We start from the raw sequence: 16,368 nt of genomic DNA, 5'->3' as shown, positions 1-16,368 counted from the left end.
TTCGGCCGGGTCACGCGGTCAGCGCGCGGGCTCGGCGGCGCCGATCTCCTGGTGGTCGAGCGTGTAGCGGTAGCGGCCCATGACCAGTAGGCAGGCGATGCTCACCGCGACCATCGCGATGAGCGGGACCGCACCCGCGGCGTACGAGCCCGTGGCGGCGTACACCTGGCCGAGCAGGAAGATTCCGAACGCGGATCCCATCGCGTAGAGGAAGTACACGAACCCGAGCACCCGCCCGTAGGAGTGCTTCGGGAAGTAGCGGCTGACCATGTAGGCGGCGACGTCGCCTTCGGCGCCCAGGCCGAGCCCGACGAGTGCCGCGCCGAGCAGGAGCAGCGGCACCTGCGTGGACCCGATCAGCAGGAAGACCCCGACGGCCGTCAGGACGAAGATCGAGGCGCCGACCAGCCGCGCGTGGAACCGGTCCAGCAGCGTGCCGACGATGAGCCTCGCGACCAGGGAGGACAGGCTCACTGCGGACAGCACCGTGACGGCGGTGGCCTGGGCGATCCCCTTGTCCGTCGTCATCGGGACGACCTGGGCCATCAGTCCGAAGGTCGCCGACGAGACGAGGAAGATCGACACCGACAGCAGCCAGAACTGGCGGGTCGACCGCGCGATCGACCACAGGGACTCGCCTGCGACCCGGCCCGCGCTGCGGGCGGCCAGCCGCTCGTGCTCGTGCTCGGCGGGCATGCGGGTGACGAACAGGTACACCGACGCCGGGATGGCGGTGCACAGCGCCCCGACGACCAGGAATGCGACCCGCCAGCCCGCCAGGCCCAGCACCCAGTTCGCCAGGAACGGCATGAGCACGCCGCAGGCGCCCATGCCGGCCATGAGCACGCCGAGCGCGATCCCGCGGCGGTCCTGGAACCACGCGCTGACCACGGTGGAGTGCGCCACCGGGTTGACCGCGCCCGCCCCGGCGCCGATCAGGACGCACAGCGCGAAGAACACCACCTGGCTGCTCGGCAGCGCGCTCATCAGCATCAGGCCGCCGCCGAAAGCGAGGACCATCGGCACCGAGGGGACGCGGGGCCCGAAGCGGTCGACCAGGAACCCGAGCACCACGATGCTGATCCCGATCAGGACCGTCTGCACGGAGAGGCCGTTCGTGATGACGCTGCGCTCCCAGCCCAGGTCGGCCGCCATCGGTGCGCCGAGGACGTTGAACAGCACGTTCACTGTGCTCGAGCCGAACAACAGGGTGAGGAAGCCGGTGATCGGGAACCACCACCGGTGCAGGACGCCCCGCCCGGGGCCGCTCGTGTCCCTCGTGCTCGCGGTCGAACTCCCAGCCGTCATGCCCGTGTCTCCGTCCGCAGGCGCTCGCGCGCTCGTCCACCACGTTGTGACGCCGGATGTCCGCGTCGTCCGAAACGACACCATCCGGGGCTGACTCATGTCAATGGTATGGCCAAAGTACGGGCGACTGCGCAAAGTGTGAGTAGTGGGCGTTCCCGCCGCGACCGAGGGTGTACAGCGCTGGACACCCGACACGGAGAGGTTCGTGAGCAGATGACGCAGGACGCCACGTCCGCAGCGGAGGCGCCGGACAACGGCGGCGCGACCGCACTGCGCCGACCCCGCAGGGCCGCGGTGGCGGGAGGTGTGGGTTGCCTGGTCGAGGGCTACGACTTCAGCGCCTACGGGTACCTGTCGGTCTTCCTCGCCCCCCTGTTCTTCCCGAGCGACAGCGAGGTGGGCTCGCTGCTCCTGGCCCTGGTGGTGTTCGGCACCGCCTACCTCGCCCGCCCGCTCGGTGGCATCGCCTTCGGCCTGGTCGGCGACCGCGTCGACCGCGGCAAGGTCCTCGTCGCGACGATCCTGCTGATGGGTCTGGCCACCACACTCATCGGTGTGCTGCCCACGCACGACACGATCGGCGTGACCGCCACGGTCCTGCTGATCGTGCTCCGGCTCGCGCAGGGCTTCTCGGTCGGCGCCGAGGTCGCGGGCGCCACCACCTTCGTCTCCGAGGCCGCGCCCGACCGGTACAAGAGCCGGTTCGGCGCGTTCAACTCGGCCGGTGCGACCTTCGGCTTCGGGCTGGCCGCCGCGGTCTCCGGGCTCTGCTCGCTGCTCACCACCCCGGAGCAGATGGCCGAGTGGGGCTGGCGGATCCCGTTCCTCATCTCGCTGCCGCTGACCGTCCTGTGCTTCCTCATCCGCAGGCGGATCACCGGGGAGGCCGAGCCGGTGGAGCACGGCGGGCCGCGCATCTCGCTGCTCGACGTCGTCCGCCGCGGGTGGCGGCCGATCCTGAAGGGGGCGGGCCTGGCCGCCGCCGTGAACGGGACCGCCTACTTCGGGCTGACCTACGTCAGCATCCACCTCATCCAACAGCTGGCGTACCCGAAGACCGGGGTGTACTGGGTGACCACGCTCGTCGTCCTGCTCACGGGTGCGCTGATGCTGCCCGTCGGGCGGCTGGGGGACTGCGTCGACCTGCCCCGGCTGGGGATGATCGGCGCGGCCGGGTTCCTCGCCGTGACCTGGTTCGGCATGTGGGTGATGGACCAGGGCAACCTGCTCCTCGCCGGGGCGGCGTTCATGCTGATTATGGTCAACAACGCGTTCCTGCAGGTCACCGGTTACGCGCTCTCGCCCGAGATCTTCCCCAAGGAGATCCGCTTCACCGGCATGTCCCTCGGCTGGAACATCGGGGTGATCATCGCGGGCGGCACCGCGCCCGCCCTGTGCCTCTGGCTGGTCGAGACCACGGGGAACACCACGGCCCCGTCGTTCTTCGTGATGGCCACGGCCGTGGTCGGCCTGGTCGCCCTGGTGGCGATCGCCCGCGGCCCGCGGCCGGGCCGCGTCGGATCCTGAACGCTCCGTGCATGTCCTCGGGTCGTCGGCGGCATCCAGGGGTCGGCCGCCGACGACCCGCGACCTCAGTCGGCGGTGGTCGGGGCGGACACGGTGGACACGAACCGCTCGCGCTCGGAGCTCGGTGCCTCCCGCCACGCGGCGACGGCGGCGACGGTGAGCAGGCAGCCGAGCAGCATGTACGCGCTGACCGACAACGAGGTCCCGGACCGTTCCAGGAGCCACGTCGCGATCATGGGGGCGAAGGCGCCGCCGACGACGGCGCCGAGGGCGTAGGCCAGGGACGAGCCGCTGTAGCGGACCTCCGGCGGGAACAACTCGGCGTACGCCGCCGCCTGGGGTCCGTAGGTCAGGCCGAGGCCGACGGTCAGGCCGCACACCGCGAGGAGCATCGGGCCGAGGGCGCCGGTGTCGAGCAGCAGGAACATCGGGAAGGTCCAGACCGCCCTCGCGAGGGCCCCAACGAGGTAGGTGCGACGCCGGCCGAGCCGGTCCGACCACCGCGCCCCGATCGCGGTGAACAGCGCCCAGGACAGGGCACCGACGACGCCGACCAGCAGCATCGAGGACCGCGAGGCCCCCAGCACGCCGGTCCCATACGAGCCGACGAAGGCGATCATGATGTAGCCGCACAGGTTGACCCCGACGAACAGCCCGCTCGCCACCACCAGCGCCCGGCGGTGCTCACGCAGCAGGACCACGAGCGGCGCCCGGCGTCGGACGTTGCGGCGGCGCACCTCCTCGAACACCGGGCTCTCGCCGACCCCGGCCCGCACGGCGAACCCGATCCCGATCAGGATCACGCTGACCAGGAACGGGATCCGCCAGCCCCAGGCCACGAACTGGTCCGACGTCGTGAGGGCGGCCGCCGCGAGCAGGGCCAGGTTGGCAAGCACCAGGCCGAACGCCGCGCCCAGCTGCGGGAACGCGCCGAAGAGCCCACGTCGGCCCGGAGGGGCGTACTCGACGGCGAGCATCGCCGCGCCGCCCCACTCGCCACCGGCGGAGAGACCCTGCAGGAACCGGAGGACCACCAGCAGGACCGGTGCCGCGACGCCGATCGCGCCGTAGCCCGGCAGCAGTCCGATCGCGGTGGTGGACCCGCCCATCACCACGAGGGTGGCCACCAGCATCGCCTTGCGGCCCAGCCGGTCACCGAGGTGGCCGGCGATGATGCCGCCGAGCGGCCGGGCGAAGAAGCTCACGCCGATGGTCGCGAAGGACGCGAGCAGTGCGGAGGAGGGTTCCAGGACCGGGAAGAACAGCGGCCCGAAGACCAGTCCGGCCGCGGCGGCGAAGATCAGGAAGTCGTACCACTCGATGGTCGTGCCGACGAGGCTCGCCCACGCCACCCGGCGTACCTGGGCGGGGTCGGCGGGCGGGTGTGCGGCGGTCGGGTCGGCCGAGGGCCTGCCGGGCGCGTGGGTCATCGTCGATCCTCTCGGGGTGTGGGCGGGGATGGGTGGGCTCAGCCCGGGGTCGGGGCGGGCGAGCGGTCGGCGGCTCGCCGTTCGCGGTCCAGCACCTCGGCCAGCGGCTCGACCTCGGACGGGTACGGGTCGAAACCGAGGGGCAGGTACCAGGCGCGGTGTCGTGCGGCCGCCGCGGCGCTGTCGTCGAGGACGAGCCGGGCGAGCCTGCGGCGGGGACCGGCTGCGGCCTGCGCGGAGGCTCGGACTGCGTCGCGCAGCGCGGCGTGGACCCCCGCGGTGGCGGACTCGAGGCCGCCGGTCGGGGTGGCGGCGTCGGACAGGGCGAGGGCGGCGTCCACGACCGCGTCGGCGAGCGCGGCGGACAGCTCCCGATCGACCTCGGCGACGTCGCGGGCCGCCGCGCGGCCCAGGCGATGGGCCTCGACGAGCTCGAGGCGGGCCCGGGTGTGCAGGTGTGGCAGCCGGGCGGCGAGGAAGTCGAGGAAGTCGACCACGAGCCCCAGCTGCTGGACCGCGAGCGGGTCGGCCGGGTCGACCGCCGGGGCCACGGCGTCGGTGAGGGCCTTGCGGGCGGCGGCGAGGCCGGTCATCGAGTGGTCCATGTCAGATCCTGTCCATGAGCAGGTCGCGCAGCTCGCCGAGGACGACGGGCACCACGCCCTCCACCCTGGCCAGCACGATGTCCTGGTGGGACCGGCCGAGGCGGGCGACCCGCTGGGCGGACGCGAGCGCGGAGACCACCAGCGCGTAGGCGTTCAGCACGCGGTGGAAGACGAGCCGCTCGGCGTCGACCCGCAGGCCGGACAGCCGCTCGTAGGTGTCGTAGAACTCGTCCTCCGGGACGAGTCCACAGACGAGGAAGCGCCCGTCCTCGCCGAGGTGGCCGAAGGTCCGTTGGGTCATCCAGGCGAGGTCGCGGTGCCGGTCGCCCAGGTGGCCGCGTTCCCAGTCCAGCCAGGCGGTGATCCGCCCGGACTCCTCATCGAACAGGAAGTTGCCCGCGCGGAAGTCCCCGTGCACCACGCCCGCCCGGTCGAGGATCGGCAGGTTGTCCGCGAGCCAGTTCGCGGCGACCTCCATGAGCAGCAGGTCCTCCGCGCGGTCCTCCTCCCACGTGCGCCGCGCCTGGTTGAGCAGCCACGAGGCCGCCTGCGTCGTCCCCGCCTCGGGGACCTCCAGGGACGTGAAGTGCCACTCGCCGAGGTCGAGGGTGTGCAGCCGGGCGAGGTGCTCCATGAACTGCGGGGCCAGCAGCGCGCGGTGGTGGGGGCCGAAGTCCGTGCCGATGCCGCTGACCGCCCCGGTCGTGGCGACCGACGGACGGGTGACGCCCTCGGCGAAGGCGTAGACCAACGCCGGGCGCGGGAACCAGCGCGCCTCGGCGTCGACCCAGAACACCTCCGGCACCGGCAGCACCCCGTTCGCCAGGCGGAGCAGCTCGAACTCCCGGCTGCGGCTGGTCGCGTTCGACCCCTCGACCGGGTCCATCCGCAGGACCAGCCGGTCCTCGCGTCGGCGACCGTCGGCGGGGTCGCGGCGAGTCAGCGTGAACGTGATCTGGATCTTCGAGACGCCGCCGGTGGACCACCGCAGCGGGCCGACCTCGAAGGGCCCCTCCAGGGTGTGCGCAAAGAAGGCGTCGAGCCGCTCGCGCATCTCGGCCGGGTCGGGCCTGCGGTACGCGGGGCCGCCACGGGCGCGCATCTTGGCGGTGAGCATCCGGTCCACCTCCGCCTCGGTGGGGAAGCGGCGGCGGAGGTCCTCGACGAACCACTCCGGGGGGTCCTCGCCGATCGTGAGGTCCGGCAGACCTCGTCGTGCTGCCATGTCGTCCTCCGGTGTCAGACGTAGACGGCGGCGGTGGGCTCGTCGTGGAACCGGCCGCGCCGCGCGTTGAGGTAGGGGAGGCTGTAGTTCTTCAGCACCCGGCCGTAGCCGGGGCGGCCGTCGACGGTGAAGCGCATCAACGCGTTGTGCGTCATGGCGCTGGGGCCCGCGATCCACGGCGCACCGATGTCCGGTACCGCGTGCAGGTCGTACCGGCGGCCGTGCACGTCGTGTACCTCCATGTCCAGGCCGGTGCAGAGCATTCCGTGGTGCCGGGCCTCGATCCGCGCCTTCTCGACGAGCCCGCGGACCTCGCCGCCGTCGTAGACGAAGCCGTGCATGAGCCGGATGGCGTCGGTCCCCGCGAGGTCCGGCTCCCACGGGCAGATCATGTGGAAGGCCAGGTCGGGCTCTGCCGCCACGGAGACGATGAACATGTTCCGGGTCTTCATCGGGTGCCGCGGCCCCCAGCTGCGGTCCATCCGGTCCAGGCTGTAGACCTCGTGGGTGCGGCCCCGGACGGTGAGGGTGCCGGTGACCCGCCCCGTCATGTCGACGTGCCCGGTCCCGCCGCGCACGTCGGAGTGCAGATCGTCCGCGATGCCCGCCTGGGGGCTCTGTGCCGGGTCGTGGATGTCGAACGGGTCCATCAGGCCCGTCCAGTCCACGTGGATCTCGGTGCCGTCCGGGTGGGCGTAGTCGATGCGGAACTCGCGGGGCGCGTCCAGCGCCCGGATGCGCAGCCCGAGCGGCGAGTCGATCGCGAGGAAGTCCGCGGGTGCGGGCAGGAAGTGGTTCTCGTTGTAGTGCAACAGGTCCGAGCGGCTCTCGGTGAGAGTGCCGCAGACCATGACCTGGTTCCACATCACGCCCAGCGTCGGACGGACGTTGATGTAGCAGAGGGCGTAGAGGTGCGCCTCCGGCACCACGACCGGGAACTGGAGGGACTCCAGCCAGGTGTGGTCGGCGTCGGCCGTGTGCTGGAACCCGTAGTGCTCGGCGCTGATCACGAGAGCCCTTCCTCTGGGAGATCATCCCTGCAGGTTTCTGCGGGATGGACGCGAGAACTGTCACCTCAGTAGCGTTTTGGCGCCAAGGGAATGCAGACATCAACCGGAATCGGTGGCTCTGATGCAGGTCTCGGCTCTCTCAGACAAGGAGCTGCAGCTCGTGCACGCCCTCCAGGTCTGGCCGCGCGCCCCGTGGTCCCGGCTAGGCCCCGTGCTCGACGTCGACCCGGTGACCCTGGCCCGCCGGTGGTCGGACCTCGTCCGCCGCGGGGCGGCCTGGATCACCTGCCAGCCCGCCCAGCGCGCCTTCCGCCACGGGGCGGTCGTCGAGGTGGAGTGCCTGGCCGGTGCGGCGGAGGACGTGGTCGGTGAGGTGAGCCGGGACCGGGCCTGCCTCTCCGTCGAGGTCGTCTCCGGGGCCCGCACCCTGATGCTGACGGTCAGCTGCGCCGACGCGGCCGAGCTCAGCGCCTACCTGATCAGGCGGCTGGACCGGATCCCGGGAGTGCGGGCGGTGCGCGCGAACCCGGTGCTCTCCACCATCAAGGCGGGGGAGGAGTGGCGGCTGACGGCGCTGTCACCCGCGCAGGTCGGTGCCGTGGAGGAGGCCCGCCGGGCGACTCCCGCGCCCGCCGAGGCCGTTCGCGGCCTGGGGCCGGACGAGCTCCGCACGCTCGTCGCGATCCTGTGCCGAGACGGCCGGGCCACCAGCAAGACGATCGCGGACGGGCTCGGAGTACCGCACCGCCGCGCCCGCAGCTACGTGCAGGCGGCGGTGGCGGGCGGGGCCATGGAGTTCCGGACGGACGTGGCCCAGCGGCTCTCCGGCCGCCCCGTCAGCGCCTGGTTCTTCCTGCGGGTGCCCGCCATCGGCCTGCGGGAGGTCGGCACACGGCTGCGCGCACTCCGCCCGGTGTGGTCGATCCTGTCCGTGGCGGGCCCGTCCAACCTGCTCGTCCACGTGCGGGTGCAGTCCGCCGGGGAGATCGAGGGCCTCGAGATCGCCCTGCACCAGGCGCTGCCGTCGCTGGTCATCGCGGACCGCTCCCTGGTGCTGGCCGTCCGCAAACGGATCGGCCGCACGTTCGACCAGGACGAGGCGCCGAGCGGCGTGGTGCCCTGGGAGCCGCTCCTGCCCCGCGCGGGCCAGGACTGACTCGGCAGCGCGCGGATCTCAGCCTGGCCCGGGCTGCTGGGAGTGACCCGCGCCGGGCTGGGGGCAGCCCTTCTCGTGTGCGCTCTCGTCGTAGGCGAGAAGCCCAAGCGCGAACTCGGTCAGTACACGGGAGACGGACTGGGCGGTGTCCGGTCCCCCGCGGACGAACCAGCGGTTCGTACCGATGCCCATCCACAGGATGGCGGGAGTGGCGAGGCGTCCGTGCTCGGTGCGAAACATCCGCAGCTCCACGCCTTCCTCGATCGCTGACGCGAAGTGTTCCTGGTACTCGGCCTGAGACGCCTTGGCGACCCGCCGATGGACCGCGGACAGGTGCTGGACCTGCTGGGCGAGGACACGGGCCCGCCAGGGGTTGCGTACATGGAACTCGACGTGAGCGCCGACGAGCACCGACAGCCGGTCCACCGGACAGACACGTCCCGCGAGCACTCGCTGAGCCACTCCGGTCAGCATGTCCGTCGACTCACGGATCAGGTTCCAGAGGAGCTCTTCCTTGGACTCCGCGTAGTTGTAGATGTTCGCGGTGCTGACTCCTGCAGTGGCGGCGATGTCGCGCATCGACGTGCCCGTGTAGCCGCCCTCGGAGAAGAGCTTGAGCGCAGTGTTGCGAATGACAGCGACATTGCTAGTCGTCCTGGGCGGCACGCGAAGTCAACTTCCTGCAGAGTGCTTTTCCGACGCCATTCTCCACAGTTTCTCCACGACGACCAGCAGCAGGGCGGCGAAGCCGATCGCCACAACGATCCGCGCTGGGTAGAGGGGCCAGTGGATGAGGCCGAAGCGGTACTCGTGGCTCGCGGTCGACTCGACCGCCCTGCCGATGCTCGCCCAGGTCAGCCAGGCTACGACGACGAGCACGGCCAGCATGCTGCCGATCCGCAGCGTGAAGGCGATCCCCGGTGGGCAGCGGTCGGTGAGGACGGAGGTGCGGATCTGCTGGCCGGTGCGTTCGCCGTAGGCCAGCCCGAGGTAGGTCATGACGACGAGCATTGTCTCGGCGACGTCGACCATCCCGGGCAGGCTGCCGCCGGTGGCCGTGCGGGTGGCGACGTCGGCGACCACGGCGATCATGAGCACCACGCCCGATGCCGCAGCGAGGACCGCAGCGATCAGCGAGATGCGGCCCACGAGGCGCCCGTAGACGTGCAGGGGGGAACGGGTGGTGAGGGCGTGCTCCGTGGTCACGGCTCTCCTCCGATTGTGAGCAGGGGTTTCACGGTGCGGCCGGACCGGGCATCGGCGAGCGCCCGCTCACAGTCGAGGAACGCGTAGTCGTGCACGAGACGGCGGACGTCGGCCGGCCGGTCGCTCAGCAGGGCGGCCGCCGCGCGGTAGTCCTCCGGTCCGGAGGCCATGCTGAACAGGACCGACAGCTCGCGCCGCGTGGCCGAGGCGAGATCCTTGCCCAGGGGCCGGTCGCCCAGCCCGACGCTGCACAGCACACCGCCGGCGGCGAGCGAGTCCAGTGCCGTGCCGAGGGCGGCGGCGGAGCCGGACGCCTCGAGCCACAGTCCCGCTCCCGCGGTCGGGGGGCCCGTGTAGCCCGCGGGCCCGACGATCCCGGTGGCTAGACCGGCGGCTGCCGCGGCGGCGAGCCTGGTGTCGACGTCCTGCTCGGTCCCGACGACGACCACGTCGTAGCCGCGGTCGCGCAGCAGCAGCGCGGAGAAGAGCCCGATCGCTCCGGGACCACTGACGACAGCCCGGCCCCGTGGAAGTCGCCGTCCGGACTCAGCGCGCTCGACTGCGTGCACGGCGACGCTGACCGGCTCGATCAGAGCGGCCAGGTCGAGGCCCAGCTCGCCAGGGACGGAGACGGTGTGGTGCGCCGGCAGTGTGACGAACTCGGCGAAGCCGCCGTCGTACGTGATCCCGGGGACCTCCCGGTCCGGGCAGAGGTTCACCAGCCCCGCGGCGCACCCGCGGCAGGTGCCACAGCTCTGGATCACCCGGGCGAGTACGCGCTCGCCCGCTCGCCCGGAGGACACACCCTCGCCTGTGGCGATGACGACGCCGGAGAACTCGTGGCCCAGGACAAGGGGCGTGGGCAGCCCCCGGTAGTCGCCCTCGGAGTGGTAAGCGTGGAGGTCGGTGCCGCAGATGCCGGCAAAGGCGACGCGGAGCAGGACCTCGCACGGCCCCGGCATGGGGTCGGGCACGGTGGCCAGACCGCACTCGCCCGGCTCCACACCCGTCCGTAGTAGGGCCCTCACACCACACCGGTCCGGCGGAGCTCGGCTATCCGCTCGGCCGTCAGCCCGCACACCCGGCCCAGCACCTCGTCGGTGTCCTGGCCGAGGTCGGGGCCGGCCCACCGGACCTCTCCGGGCGTCTCCGAGAAGCGGGGGACGACACCGGGCATGGTGAGCGGACCGATCCTCGGGTCCTCGATCTCGACGATGTTCTCCCTGGCCGCGTACTGAGGGTCCTTCATGATCTCGTCCGGGCGCAGCACCGGCCCGCAGACGACCCCGGCGGCCGAGAGCCGGTCGAGCACCCGCTCGGCGGGCTGGCCCGCACACCACGCCTCGACCTCCTCGGTCAGCGCCGCCGCGGACGCCGTCGTCGCGGCACCGGCCGCGACGGGGCCGCCCGACTCGGCCGCGAGGAACTCGGCGAGGCGCTCGATGGTGGCGGCGGTGGCCGCGGAGACCACGACGTACCCGCCGTCCGAGGTGCGGCAGATCGTCGTCACGAACGCGGCGTCGAAGGGGAACTTGGGACCGCTGCGAGTGATCGGCACGTCGCCGGTGACGGTCACCGGGAGCTGCCAGTCGATCAGGCGGAACGCCGGCTCGTAGAGGCCCAGGTCGATGACCTGCCCCGACGCGACACCGCTGTCCTTCGCTCGGAGTGCGGCAAGGACCGCGAACGCGCCCATCAGGCCACAGGTGGCGTCGCCGAGCGAGTAGCCGGGGTGGACCGGGGGCTGCGTCGGGTCGCCGGTCAGGTTGGTCGCGCCGCTGAACGCCTCCGCGATCTTGCCGAAGCCGCCGCGCGCCGCGTAGGGCCCGGTCTGCCCGAAGCCCGAGATGCGGAGCAGCACGAGATCGGGGTTGAGCGTCTGAAGATCCGCCCAGCCGAGCCCGAGCCGCTCCATGACGCCGGGCCGGAAGTTCTCGACGACCACGTCCGACCTGCCGATGATCTCCCGGGCGAGCGCGAGGCCCTCCGGTCGGTGCAGGTCCACGGTGACGGACCTCTTATTGCGTCCCGCGACGGTCCACCACAGGCCGACGTCGCCCTTGCGCGGGCCCATCCCGCGCAGGCTGTCCCCGACGCCGGGGCGTTCGATCTTGACGACCTCGGCGCCGAGGTCGGCCAGCATGACCGTCGCGAAGGGCCCCGCGACGGCGTGGCCGAACTCCACCACGCGCAGTCCCTGCAGGGGCCCCGCCGGCGGGGTGTCCTCTGGATGTTGCACGGAACGAGCCTCCTGAGTCATGTCACGTGGGCCGGGAGCCAGGTGACCAGCCCTGGAACGGCGAACAGTCCCGCGACCACGACGAGATCGATGACGACGAACGGCATGACGCCCTTGAACACGTCCACCACGTTCAGCTCGCGGACGGCCCCGGCGACGACGAACGAGATGATCCCGACGGGTGGTGTGATCATCCCGAGGGCGACGACCTTGACGATGAGGATCCCGACCCACACGGGGTCGAGCCCGAACTCGAGGAGCACGGGGTGCAGGAACGGGACGACGATGGTGAGGATCGACAGCGTCTCCAGGAACATCCCGAGCGGGATGAGCAGGAGCAGCACGATGCCGAGCAGGAGCGGGCCGGGGACGTCGAGGTGCGACATCCACGCGGCCAGCCGCTGCGGCACCTTGGACACGACGAGCATCGAGGAGAAGATCGCCGCGCCGAAGATGATCGCGACGACCATGCTGGTCGTCGCGGCCGCCTCGCTCAGCGAGCGCTTCATGACGTCGCCGAACGCGCGACCTCCGCGACCGCGGAAGTCGATGATCAGCATGACCAGCGCTGCGGCGGCACCGATGGCGCCGGACTCGGTCGGGGTGAACACCCCCGTGTAGATGCCGCCGATGACGATGCCGAACAGGATGGTGGCCTTGACCAGCCCGGTCGCCATGTACCCGGGGGTGGGTCGCTGCGGGCTCTCGAACGCGGGCGGGTCCGCAGGGTCCTCGGCGGCCGCCGGAGGGGCCGGCGGGGTGGGCACCCCGCCGGCCGCGACGAGCTCACCCGCGGGCCGTTCGACGGCGCCGGTGACCTTCGTGGACGCCCGCCAGGCCCGCACCATGATGTAGAGGCTGTAGGCGACGGCGGACAGGATCCCGGGAACGATGCCCGCCACCAGCATCGCCGCCGTCGACTGCTGGGTGAGTACTGCGTAGATCACCAGGACGATCGAGGGCGGGATGATGCAGTCGAGCGTGCCGCCGATGGCGGCGATCCCGCCCGCCAGCCGCCGGGAGTACCCGGCGGCGAGCATCCGCGGCACCGTGAGCCTGCCGATCGTGACCGCGGCGGCGGCGGTCGAGCCGGAGACGGCCCCGAACACCGCCGACGCTCCGACCGTCGCCACCCCCAGCCCGCCCGGTGCCCTGCGCAGGAGCCGGGCGGCGAAGGCGAAGATCTGGTCGGCGAACCTGCCGTGCAGCGCGAACGCCCCCAGCAGGATGTACATCGGGATCACCGTGAGCCCGTAGCTCGCCGTCGAGGTGAACGGCAGCGAGGCCAGGTTGGCCGTCGTGACGTCGATGCTGCGCAGCAGGACGAGCCCGAGCCCACCCGCGAAGATCATGGCGAACGCGATCGGCATCTCGGCGGCGATCAGGACCATCAGCGCCGCGAACGCGATCAGCACGATCGCCGTCGCCGTCATGCGCCACCTCGCTCCTGCGCGAACCGCTTCGCGCAGGTCACCTCGGCATCCTCGACGGGGTTCTGCACAGCGCGCAGTTCGGCGGACCAGGCATCCCAGAGCCCGTCGACGTCCGCGACCCCGGCCTCGCCAGCCGTCGCCTTCCAGCCCGCCTCCAGCTCCGGAAGCATACGGTCGCGCCACTCGGCGGTCGCGGCCTCGGACCACACCGTGTAGGACTCGAGGTCCGTCTTGAGAACCTGGTCGCAGATGCCGGAGATGGTCTGGTTCAGCGAACGTACCGCCTCACCGGTGGACAGCTCGCGGCTGACCTGGTCGATGATCTGCTTGGCTTCGTCGTCCATGGACTCGTAGGTGCCCTGGCTGATGACGAGATTGATGGGGGAGAAGCCGCCGACGTTCGGGTCGCTGAGGTGGTCGACCTGCTCGTAGAGGTTGTAGTTGATGTTCGAGGCGAGGTCGAGGCCGTATCCGCTGATCACGCCACGCTGCAGGGACTCGTACACCTCGTTCACGGTCAGCGTGACCGGGTTCCCTCCCGCCTCCCGAATCGACTTGATCATGGCGTCGCCCGTCGCGCGCAGGCTCTTGCCCTGGATGTCCGCCATGGAGTCGATCGGCTGTTGGGAGCCCAGCACTAGGCGGACGCTCCACAGCCCGAGCAGGCGCATACCTGACGACTCGTACTCCTGCTGGAGAGCGGGTTGCTTCTGGTAGAGCTCGTAGAATGCCTGTGCCTTCTCGTCGGTGGAGTTGGCGACAAACGGGACCGCTGAGATCAGGGTGATGGGCAACTTCTGCGGCTCGTACGTCGGCGAGCTGAAGACGACGTCCGCACGGCCGTCGTTCACGCACTGGTACAGCTCGGCGGCCGGACAGCCCGCCTCGAGCCAGTTGCGGGTGAAGGTGATCCGTCCGCCGGAACGTTCCTCCACTTGGGACATGAACCATTCGCTGACCCGGGCGCTGGGGTTGGTCTCGGGGGCGAAGGAGCTGAACGAGAGGTCGTAGGTCTCTGCGCTCCCCGCTCCGCCCCCCGAACCCGACGCACAGCCGGTGGCCAACAGTCCGGCGGCGAGCCCGGCCGCGAGGAGGGCCGGGATCCGGCCGCCGAATCGCGTCTTTCGCATCTCTGCTCCTTTGCAGGATCTGCGCGTCGACGAGTCAGACGCTGGGGATGATCGGGAACAGCGTGGTGTCGAAGGTGGAGTTCAGGGTCAGTGGCATGCCTTCGGTGACCGCGGACGGCGCTCCGGTGAACAGGCAGCGGCTGTCCATGTAGAGCGTCGCGAGACCGAGCCGGGTGTCCGACGAGGCGTTGACCCCGGCGCCGTGCACGGTCAGGTCGTGGTGGATGGTCGCGTCGCCCGCCCGCAGCGACGGGGCGGGGCTGAGCTTCCACTCGAGCTTCCGCTCCATCTCGGTGACCCGGTCGTAGCCTTTGATGAACGTGCGATCGCGACCCAACGACCCCTCGCGGTGGGTGCCGGGGACGAACTGCAGGGTCCCGGTCTCGGCGGGAAGGTCGCCCAGCGCGATCCAGATGGTGAGCGACCCGCTGCGGTCGACCGGGATGTAGGGGTAATCCTGGTGCAGGGTCGTGACCCCGCCCCCGCCGGACTCGGGCTTCTTCTCGAAGAGGCTGGTGCGGAACAGCTGGACCTCGGGGACGTCGAGCAGCTGGCGGACCACCGACCCGACTCGCCGGCATCGAGTGACCCGGGTGAACTCCTCGGTGAGGCTGTTCTCCCGGTGGATGAGGTGCTGCTTCCGGTACTCGGGGTCAGAAGTGTAGTTCTGCTTCTCGATGTCGAGGGCCTCGAGCTCGGCAGCCTTGTCCTCCGGCTCCAGAGCGAGGAACCGCTCGCGCAGCAGGAGTGCGACCTCGCGGGGGATGACCTGGTCCACGCGGGTCCAGCCGTGCTCGTGGTAATGCGCGATGGTGTCCGGGGCGAGCGTGAGGGTCTCGTCCAGGCCGGTCATCAGGGTGGGCGTCATCGTCGTCGTCCTCTCAGGTGGGGGATGGGGTGAGATCAGGTTGTGGCGGCTGCGTCCCGCTCGCGGTCCCATTGCGCGGTCGCCGCGACCCGCGCCGCGGCGGTGGCCGCCCGGTTCGAGTCGGACTCCGACACCACGCGGTCGTAGGAGGTCGCGACCGGGGCGAGGGTGCCGTCGAAATGCGGCATGACCTCATCGGCGAACAGCTCATAGCTGCGGAGGGTCGCGGCCCAGTCCGCGAAGTCGGCGCCCTGGAAGAGGTAGGTGCCGAAGCCGCCGGAGCGGTCCAGCAACCTGCGGATCTGCGCTACCGCCATCTCCGGTGTGCCGATCACCCCGCGCCCGGTGTCGTTGATCAGGTGTGCGAGCTCGGTAGTGGTGTCCGGGACCGAGATCGCGGAGGGTGAGATGTGGGAGAAGTATCCGTACTGCCAGCGCAGGCCGTACTCACAGTCCGCGACGGCCTGGGCCGTCGTCCGGGCTAGGTGCATCGGGCCCATCAGCCGCCACGCGGAGCGGTCGACGGTATGGCCCGTGCGGGCCGCCTCCTCCCGCACGATCTCCCAATGCACGGGGAGCTGATCGTTGCCCGTCGGGTCGGTCGCGGCAAGAGAGAGCAGGCCGAGCCCGTGTCGGCCGGCGAGCTTCGGGCCCGACGGCGAGACGGTGCCGACGACGGAGACGTCGAGCTCGCCGCCGAAGGGGGCGAGCTGAAGGACGGCGTCCTGCAGGGTCAGCCAGTCCGCCTTGTGGCTGACCGTCTCGCCCGCGAGCAGGCGCAGGATGATGTCCAGCGACTCCTCCATGCGCGGCCGCAGCTGGGTGGCCTCGAGGCCGAACATCGCGGCGTCGGTGGGGAGCTGGCCGGGACCCGCACCGAACATGACCCGGCCACGGGTCATGTGCGTGAGCTGCACGATGCGGGCCGCGACCTGGAACGGGTGGTGGTAGGGCAGCGAGACGACACCGGTGCCGAGCCGGATCCGCTGCGTGCGCTCGGCGGCGGCGGCGATCATCAACTCCGGGGAGGCGACGATCTCGGAGCCGCCGGAATGGTGCTCGCCGAACCAGATCTCGTCGAAGCCGAGCCGGTCCAGGTGGACGGCGAGCTCGATCGCCCGCCGGATCGCGACAGTCGGGTTCAGCCCGACGACGTTCTGGGGCGGCACGAACACGCCGAACTTCAGCGGCCGGTCCTGCGTCGTTGCCATGGGGATGCTCCTGGGGTGGA

Annotated in this window: 15 protein-coding genes; 2 read left to right on the top strand and 13 right to left on the bottom strand. The window is 71.2% G+C overall.

Features of this window, described 5'->3' with window-relative positions; translation table 11 throughout:
* Nucleotides 1-18 precede the first annotated feature (18 nt).
* Nucleotides 19-1,308 (bottom strand): MFS transporter, encoded by a 1,290-nt coding sequence (locus ACQP04_RS25295; RefSeq protein ID WP_433503052.1) that lies wholly within the window; start codon nt 1,306-1,308, stop codon nt 19-21.
* Nucleotides 1,309-1,521: 213 nt separating this feature from the next.
* Between ACQP04_RS25295 and ACQP04_RS25290 the strand changes: the two genes are divergently transcribed.
* The gene (locus ACQP04_RS25290) at nt 1,522-2,835 is read left to right on the top strand and encodes an MFS transporter (protein ID WP_433503051.1); all 1,314 of its coding nucleotides are present in this window, start codon (nt 1,522-1,524) and stop codon (nt 2,833-2,835) included.
* A 65-nt stretch (nt 2,836-2,900) separates the two neighbouring features.
* Here ACQP04_RS25290 and ACQP04_RS25285 read toward each other — a convergent pair whose 3' ends face one another.
* From ACQP04_RS25285 to ACQP04_RS25270, 4 genes are read right to left on the bottom strand one after another with little or no spacing between them, the layout of a single operon-like run.
* Nucleotides 2,901-4,265 carry an MFS transporter gene (locus ACQP04_RS25285; protein ID WP_433503050.1) on the bottom strand — a complete coding sequence of 455 codons (1,365 nt, stop codon included), beginning with the start codon at nt 4,263-4,265 and terminating at the stop codon, nt 2,901-2,903.
* 38 nt (nt 4,266-4,303) lie between these two features.
* The gene (locus ACQP04_RS25280; RefSeq protein WP_433503049.1) at nt 4,304-4,870 is read right to left on the bottom strand and encodes a hypothetical protein; all 567 of its coding nucleotides are present in this window, start codon (nt 4,868-4,870) and stop codon (nt 4,304-4,306) included.
* A 1-nt stretch (nt 4,871) separates the two neighbouring features.
* A complete protein-coding gene (locus tag ACQP04_RS25275) occupies nt 4,872-6,095 on the bottom strand; it encodes a phosphotransferase family protein (RefSeq protein ID WP_433503048.1) in 1,224 nt (407 codons plus the stop codon).
* Nucleotides 6,096-6,109: 14 nt separating this feature from the next.
* Nucleotides 6,110-7,105, bottom strand: a complete 996-nt coding sequence (locus ACQP04_RS25270) for a DUF7064 domain-containing protein (RefSeq protein WP_433503047.1) — start codon at nt 7,103-7,105, stop codon at nt 6,110-6,112.
* Nucleotides 7,106-7,226: 121 nt separating this feature from the next.
* On the opposite strand from ACQP04_RS25270, the gene ACQP04_RS25265 reads away from it, so the two are divergent.
* Nucleotides 7,227-8,261 (top strand): Lrp/AsnC family transcriptional regulator, encoded by a 1,035-nt coding sequence (locus ACQP04_RS25265; RefSeq protein ID WP_433503046.1) that lies wholly within the window; start codon nt 7,227-7,229, stop codon nt 8,259-8,261.
* An 18-nt stretch (nt 8,262-8,279) separates the two neighbouring features.
* Here ACQP04_RS25265 and ACQP04_RS25260 read toward each other — a convergent pair whose 3' ends face one another.
* The 8 genes from ACQP04_RS25260 to ACQP04_RS25225 all read right to left on the bottom strand — a co-directional run bounded on the left by ACQP04_RS25260 (nt 8,280) and on the right by ACQP04_RS25225 (nt 16,348).
* A complete protein-coding gene (locus tag ACQP04_RS25260; RefSeq protein ID WP_433503045.1) occupies nt 8,280-8,927 on the bottom strand; it encodes a TetR/AcrR family transcriptional regulator in 648 nt (215 codons plus the stop codon).
* Nucleotides 8,928-8,933: 6 nt separating this feature from the next.
* Entirely contained in the window at nt 8,934-9,467 is a 534-nt protein-coding gene (locus ACQP04_RS25255; RefSeq protein ID WP_433503044.1) for a TRAP transporter small permease, read from the bottom strand.
* Nucleotides 9,464-10,429 (bottom strand): zinc-dependent alcohol dehydrogenase, encoded by a 966-nt coding sequence (locus tag ACQP04_RS25250; protein ID WP_433503043.1) that lies wholly within the window; start codon nt 10,427-10,429, stop codon nt 9,464-9,466. The genes ACQP04_RS25255 and ACQP04_RS25250 overlap by 4 nt, the downstream gene beginning before the upstream one ends.
* Before the next feature lie 62 nt (nt 10,430-10,491).
* Complete coding sequence (locus tag ACQP04_RS25245) at nt 10,492-11,706, bottom strand: CaiB/BaiF CoA transferase family protein (protein WP_433503042.1); 1,215 nt, start codon at nt 11,704-11,706, stop codon at nt 10,492-10,494.
* 17 nt (nt 11,707-11,723) lie between these two features.
* Nucleotides 11,724-13,139 carry a TRAP transporter large permease gene (locus ACQP04_RS25240; protein ID WP_433503041.1) on the bottom strand — a complete coding sequence of 472 codons (1,416 nt, stop codon included), beginning with the start codon at nt 13,137-13,139 and terminating at the stop codon, nt 11,724-11,726.
* On the bottom strand, nt 13,136-14,269 hold the full coding sequence (gene dctP / locus ACQP04_RS25235) for a TRAP transporter substrate-binding protein DctP (RefSeq protein ID WP_433503040.1): 1,134 nt from the start codon (nt 14,267-14,269) through the stop codon (nt 13,136-13,138). The genes ACQP04_RS25240 and dctP overlap by 4 nt, the downstream gene beginning before the upstream one ends.
* Nucleotides 14,270-14,303: 34 nt before the next feature.
* The gene (locus ACQP04_RS25230) at nt 14,304-15,137 is read right to left on the bottom strand and encodes a phytanoyl-CoA dioxygenase family protein (RefSeq protein ID WP_433503039.1); all 834 of its coding nucleotides are present in this window, start codon (nt 15,135-15,137) and stop codon (nt 14,304-14,306) included.
* 35 nt (nt 15,138-15,172) lie between these two features.
* Nucleotides 15,173-16,348 (bottom strand): LLM class flavin-dependent oxidoreductase, encoded by a 1,176-nt coding sequence (locus tag ACQP04_RS25225; RefSeq protein WP_433503038.1) that lies wholly within the window; start codon nt 16,346-16,348, stop codon nt 15,173-15,175.
* Nucleotides 16,349-16,368 lie beyond the last annotated feature (20 nt).

The organism is Pseudonocardia halophobica (assembly GCF_050948485.1).
Classification (GTDB): Bacteria; Actinomycetota; Actinomycetes; order Mycobacteriales; family Pseudonocardiaceae; genus Pseudonocardia; species Pseudonocardia halophobica.
This window is presented reverse-complemented; position numbering and strand designations above follow the sequence as displayed.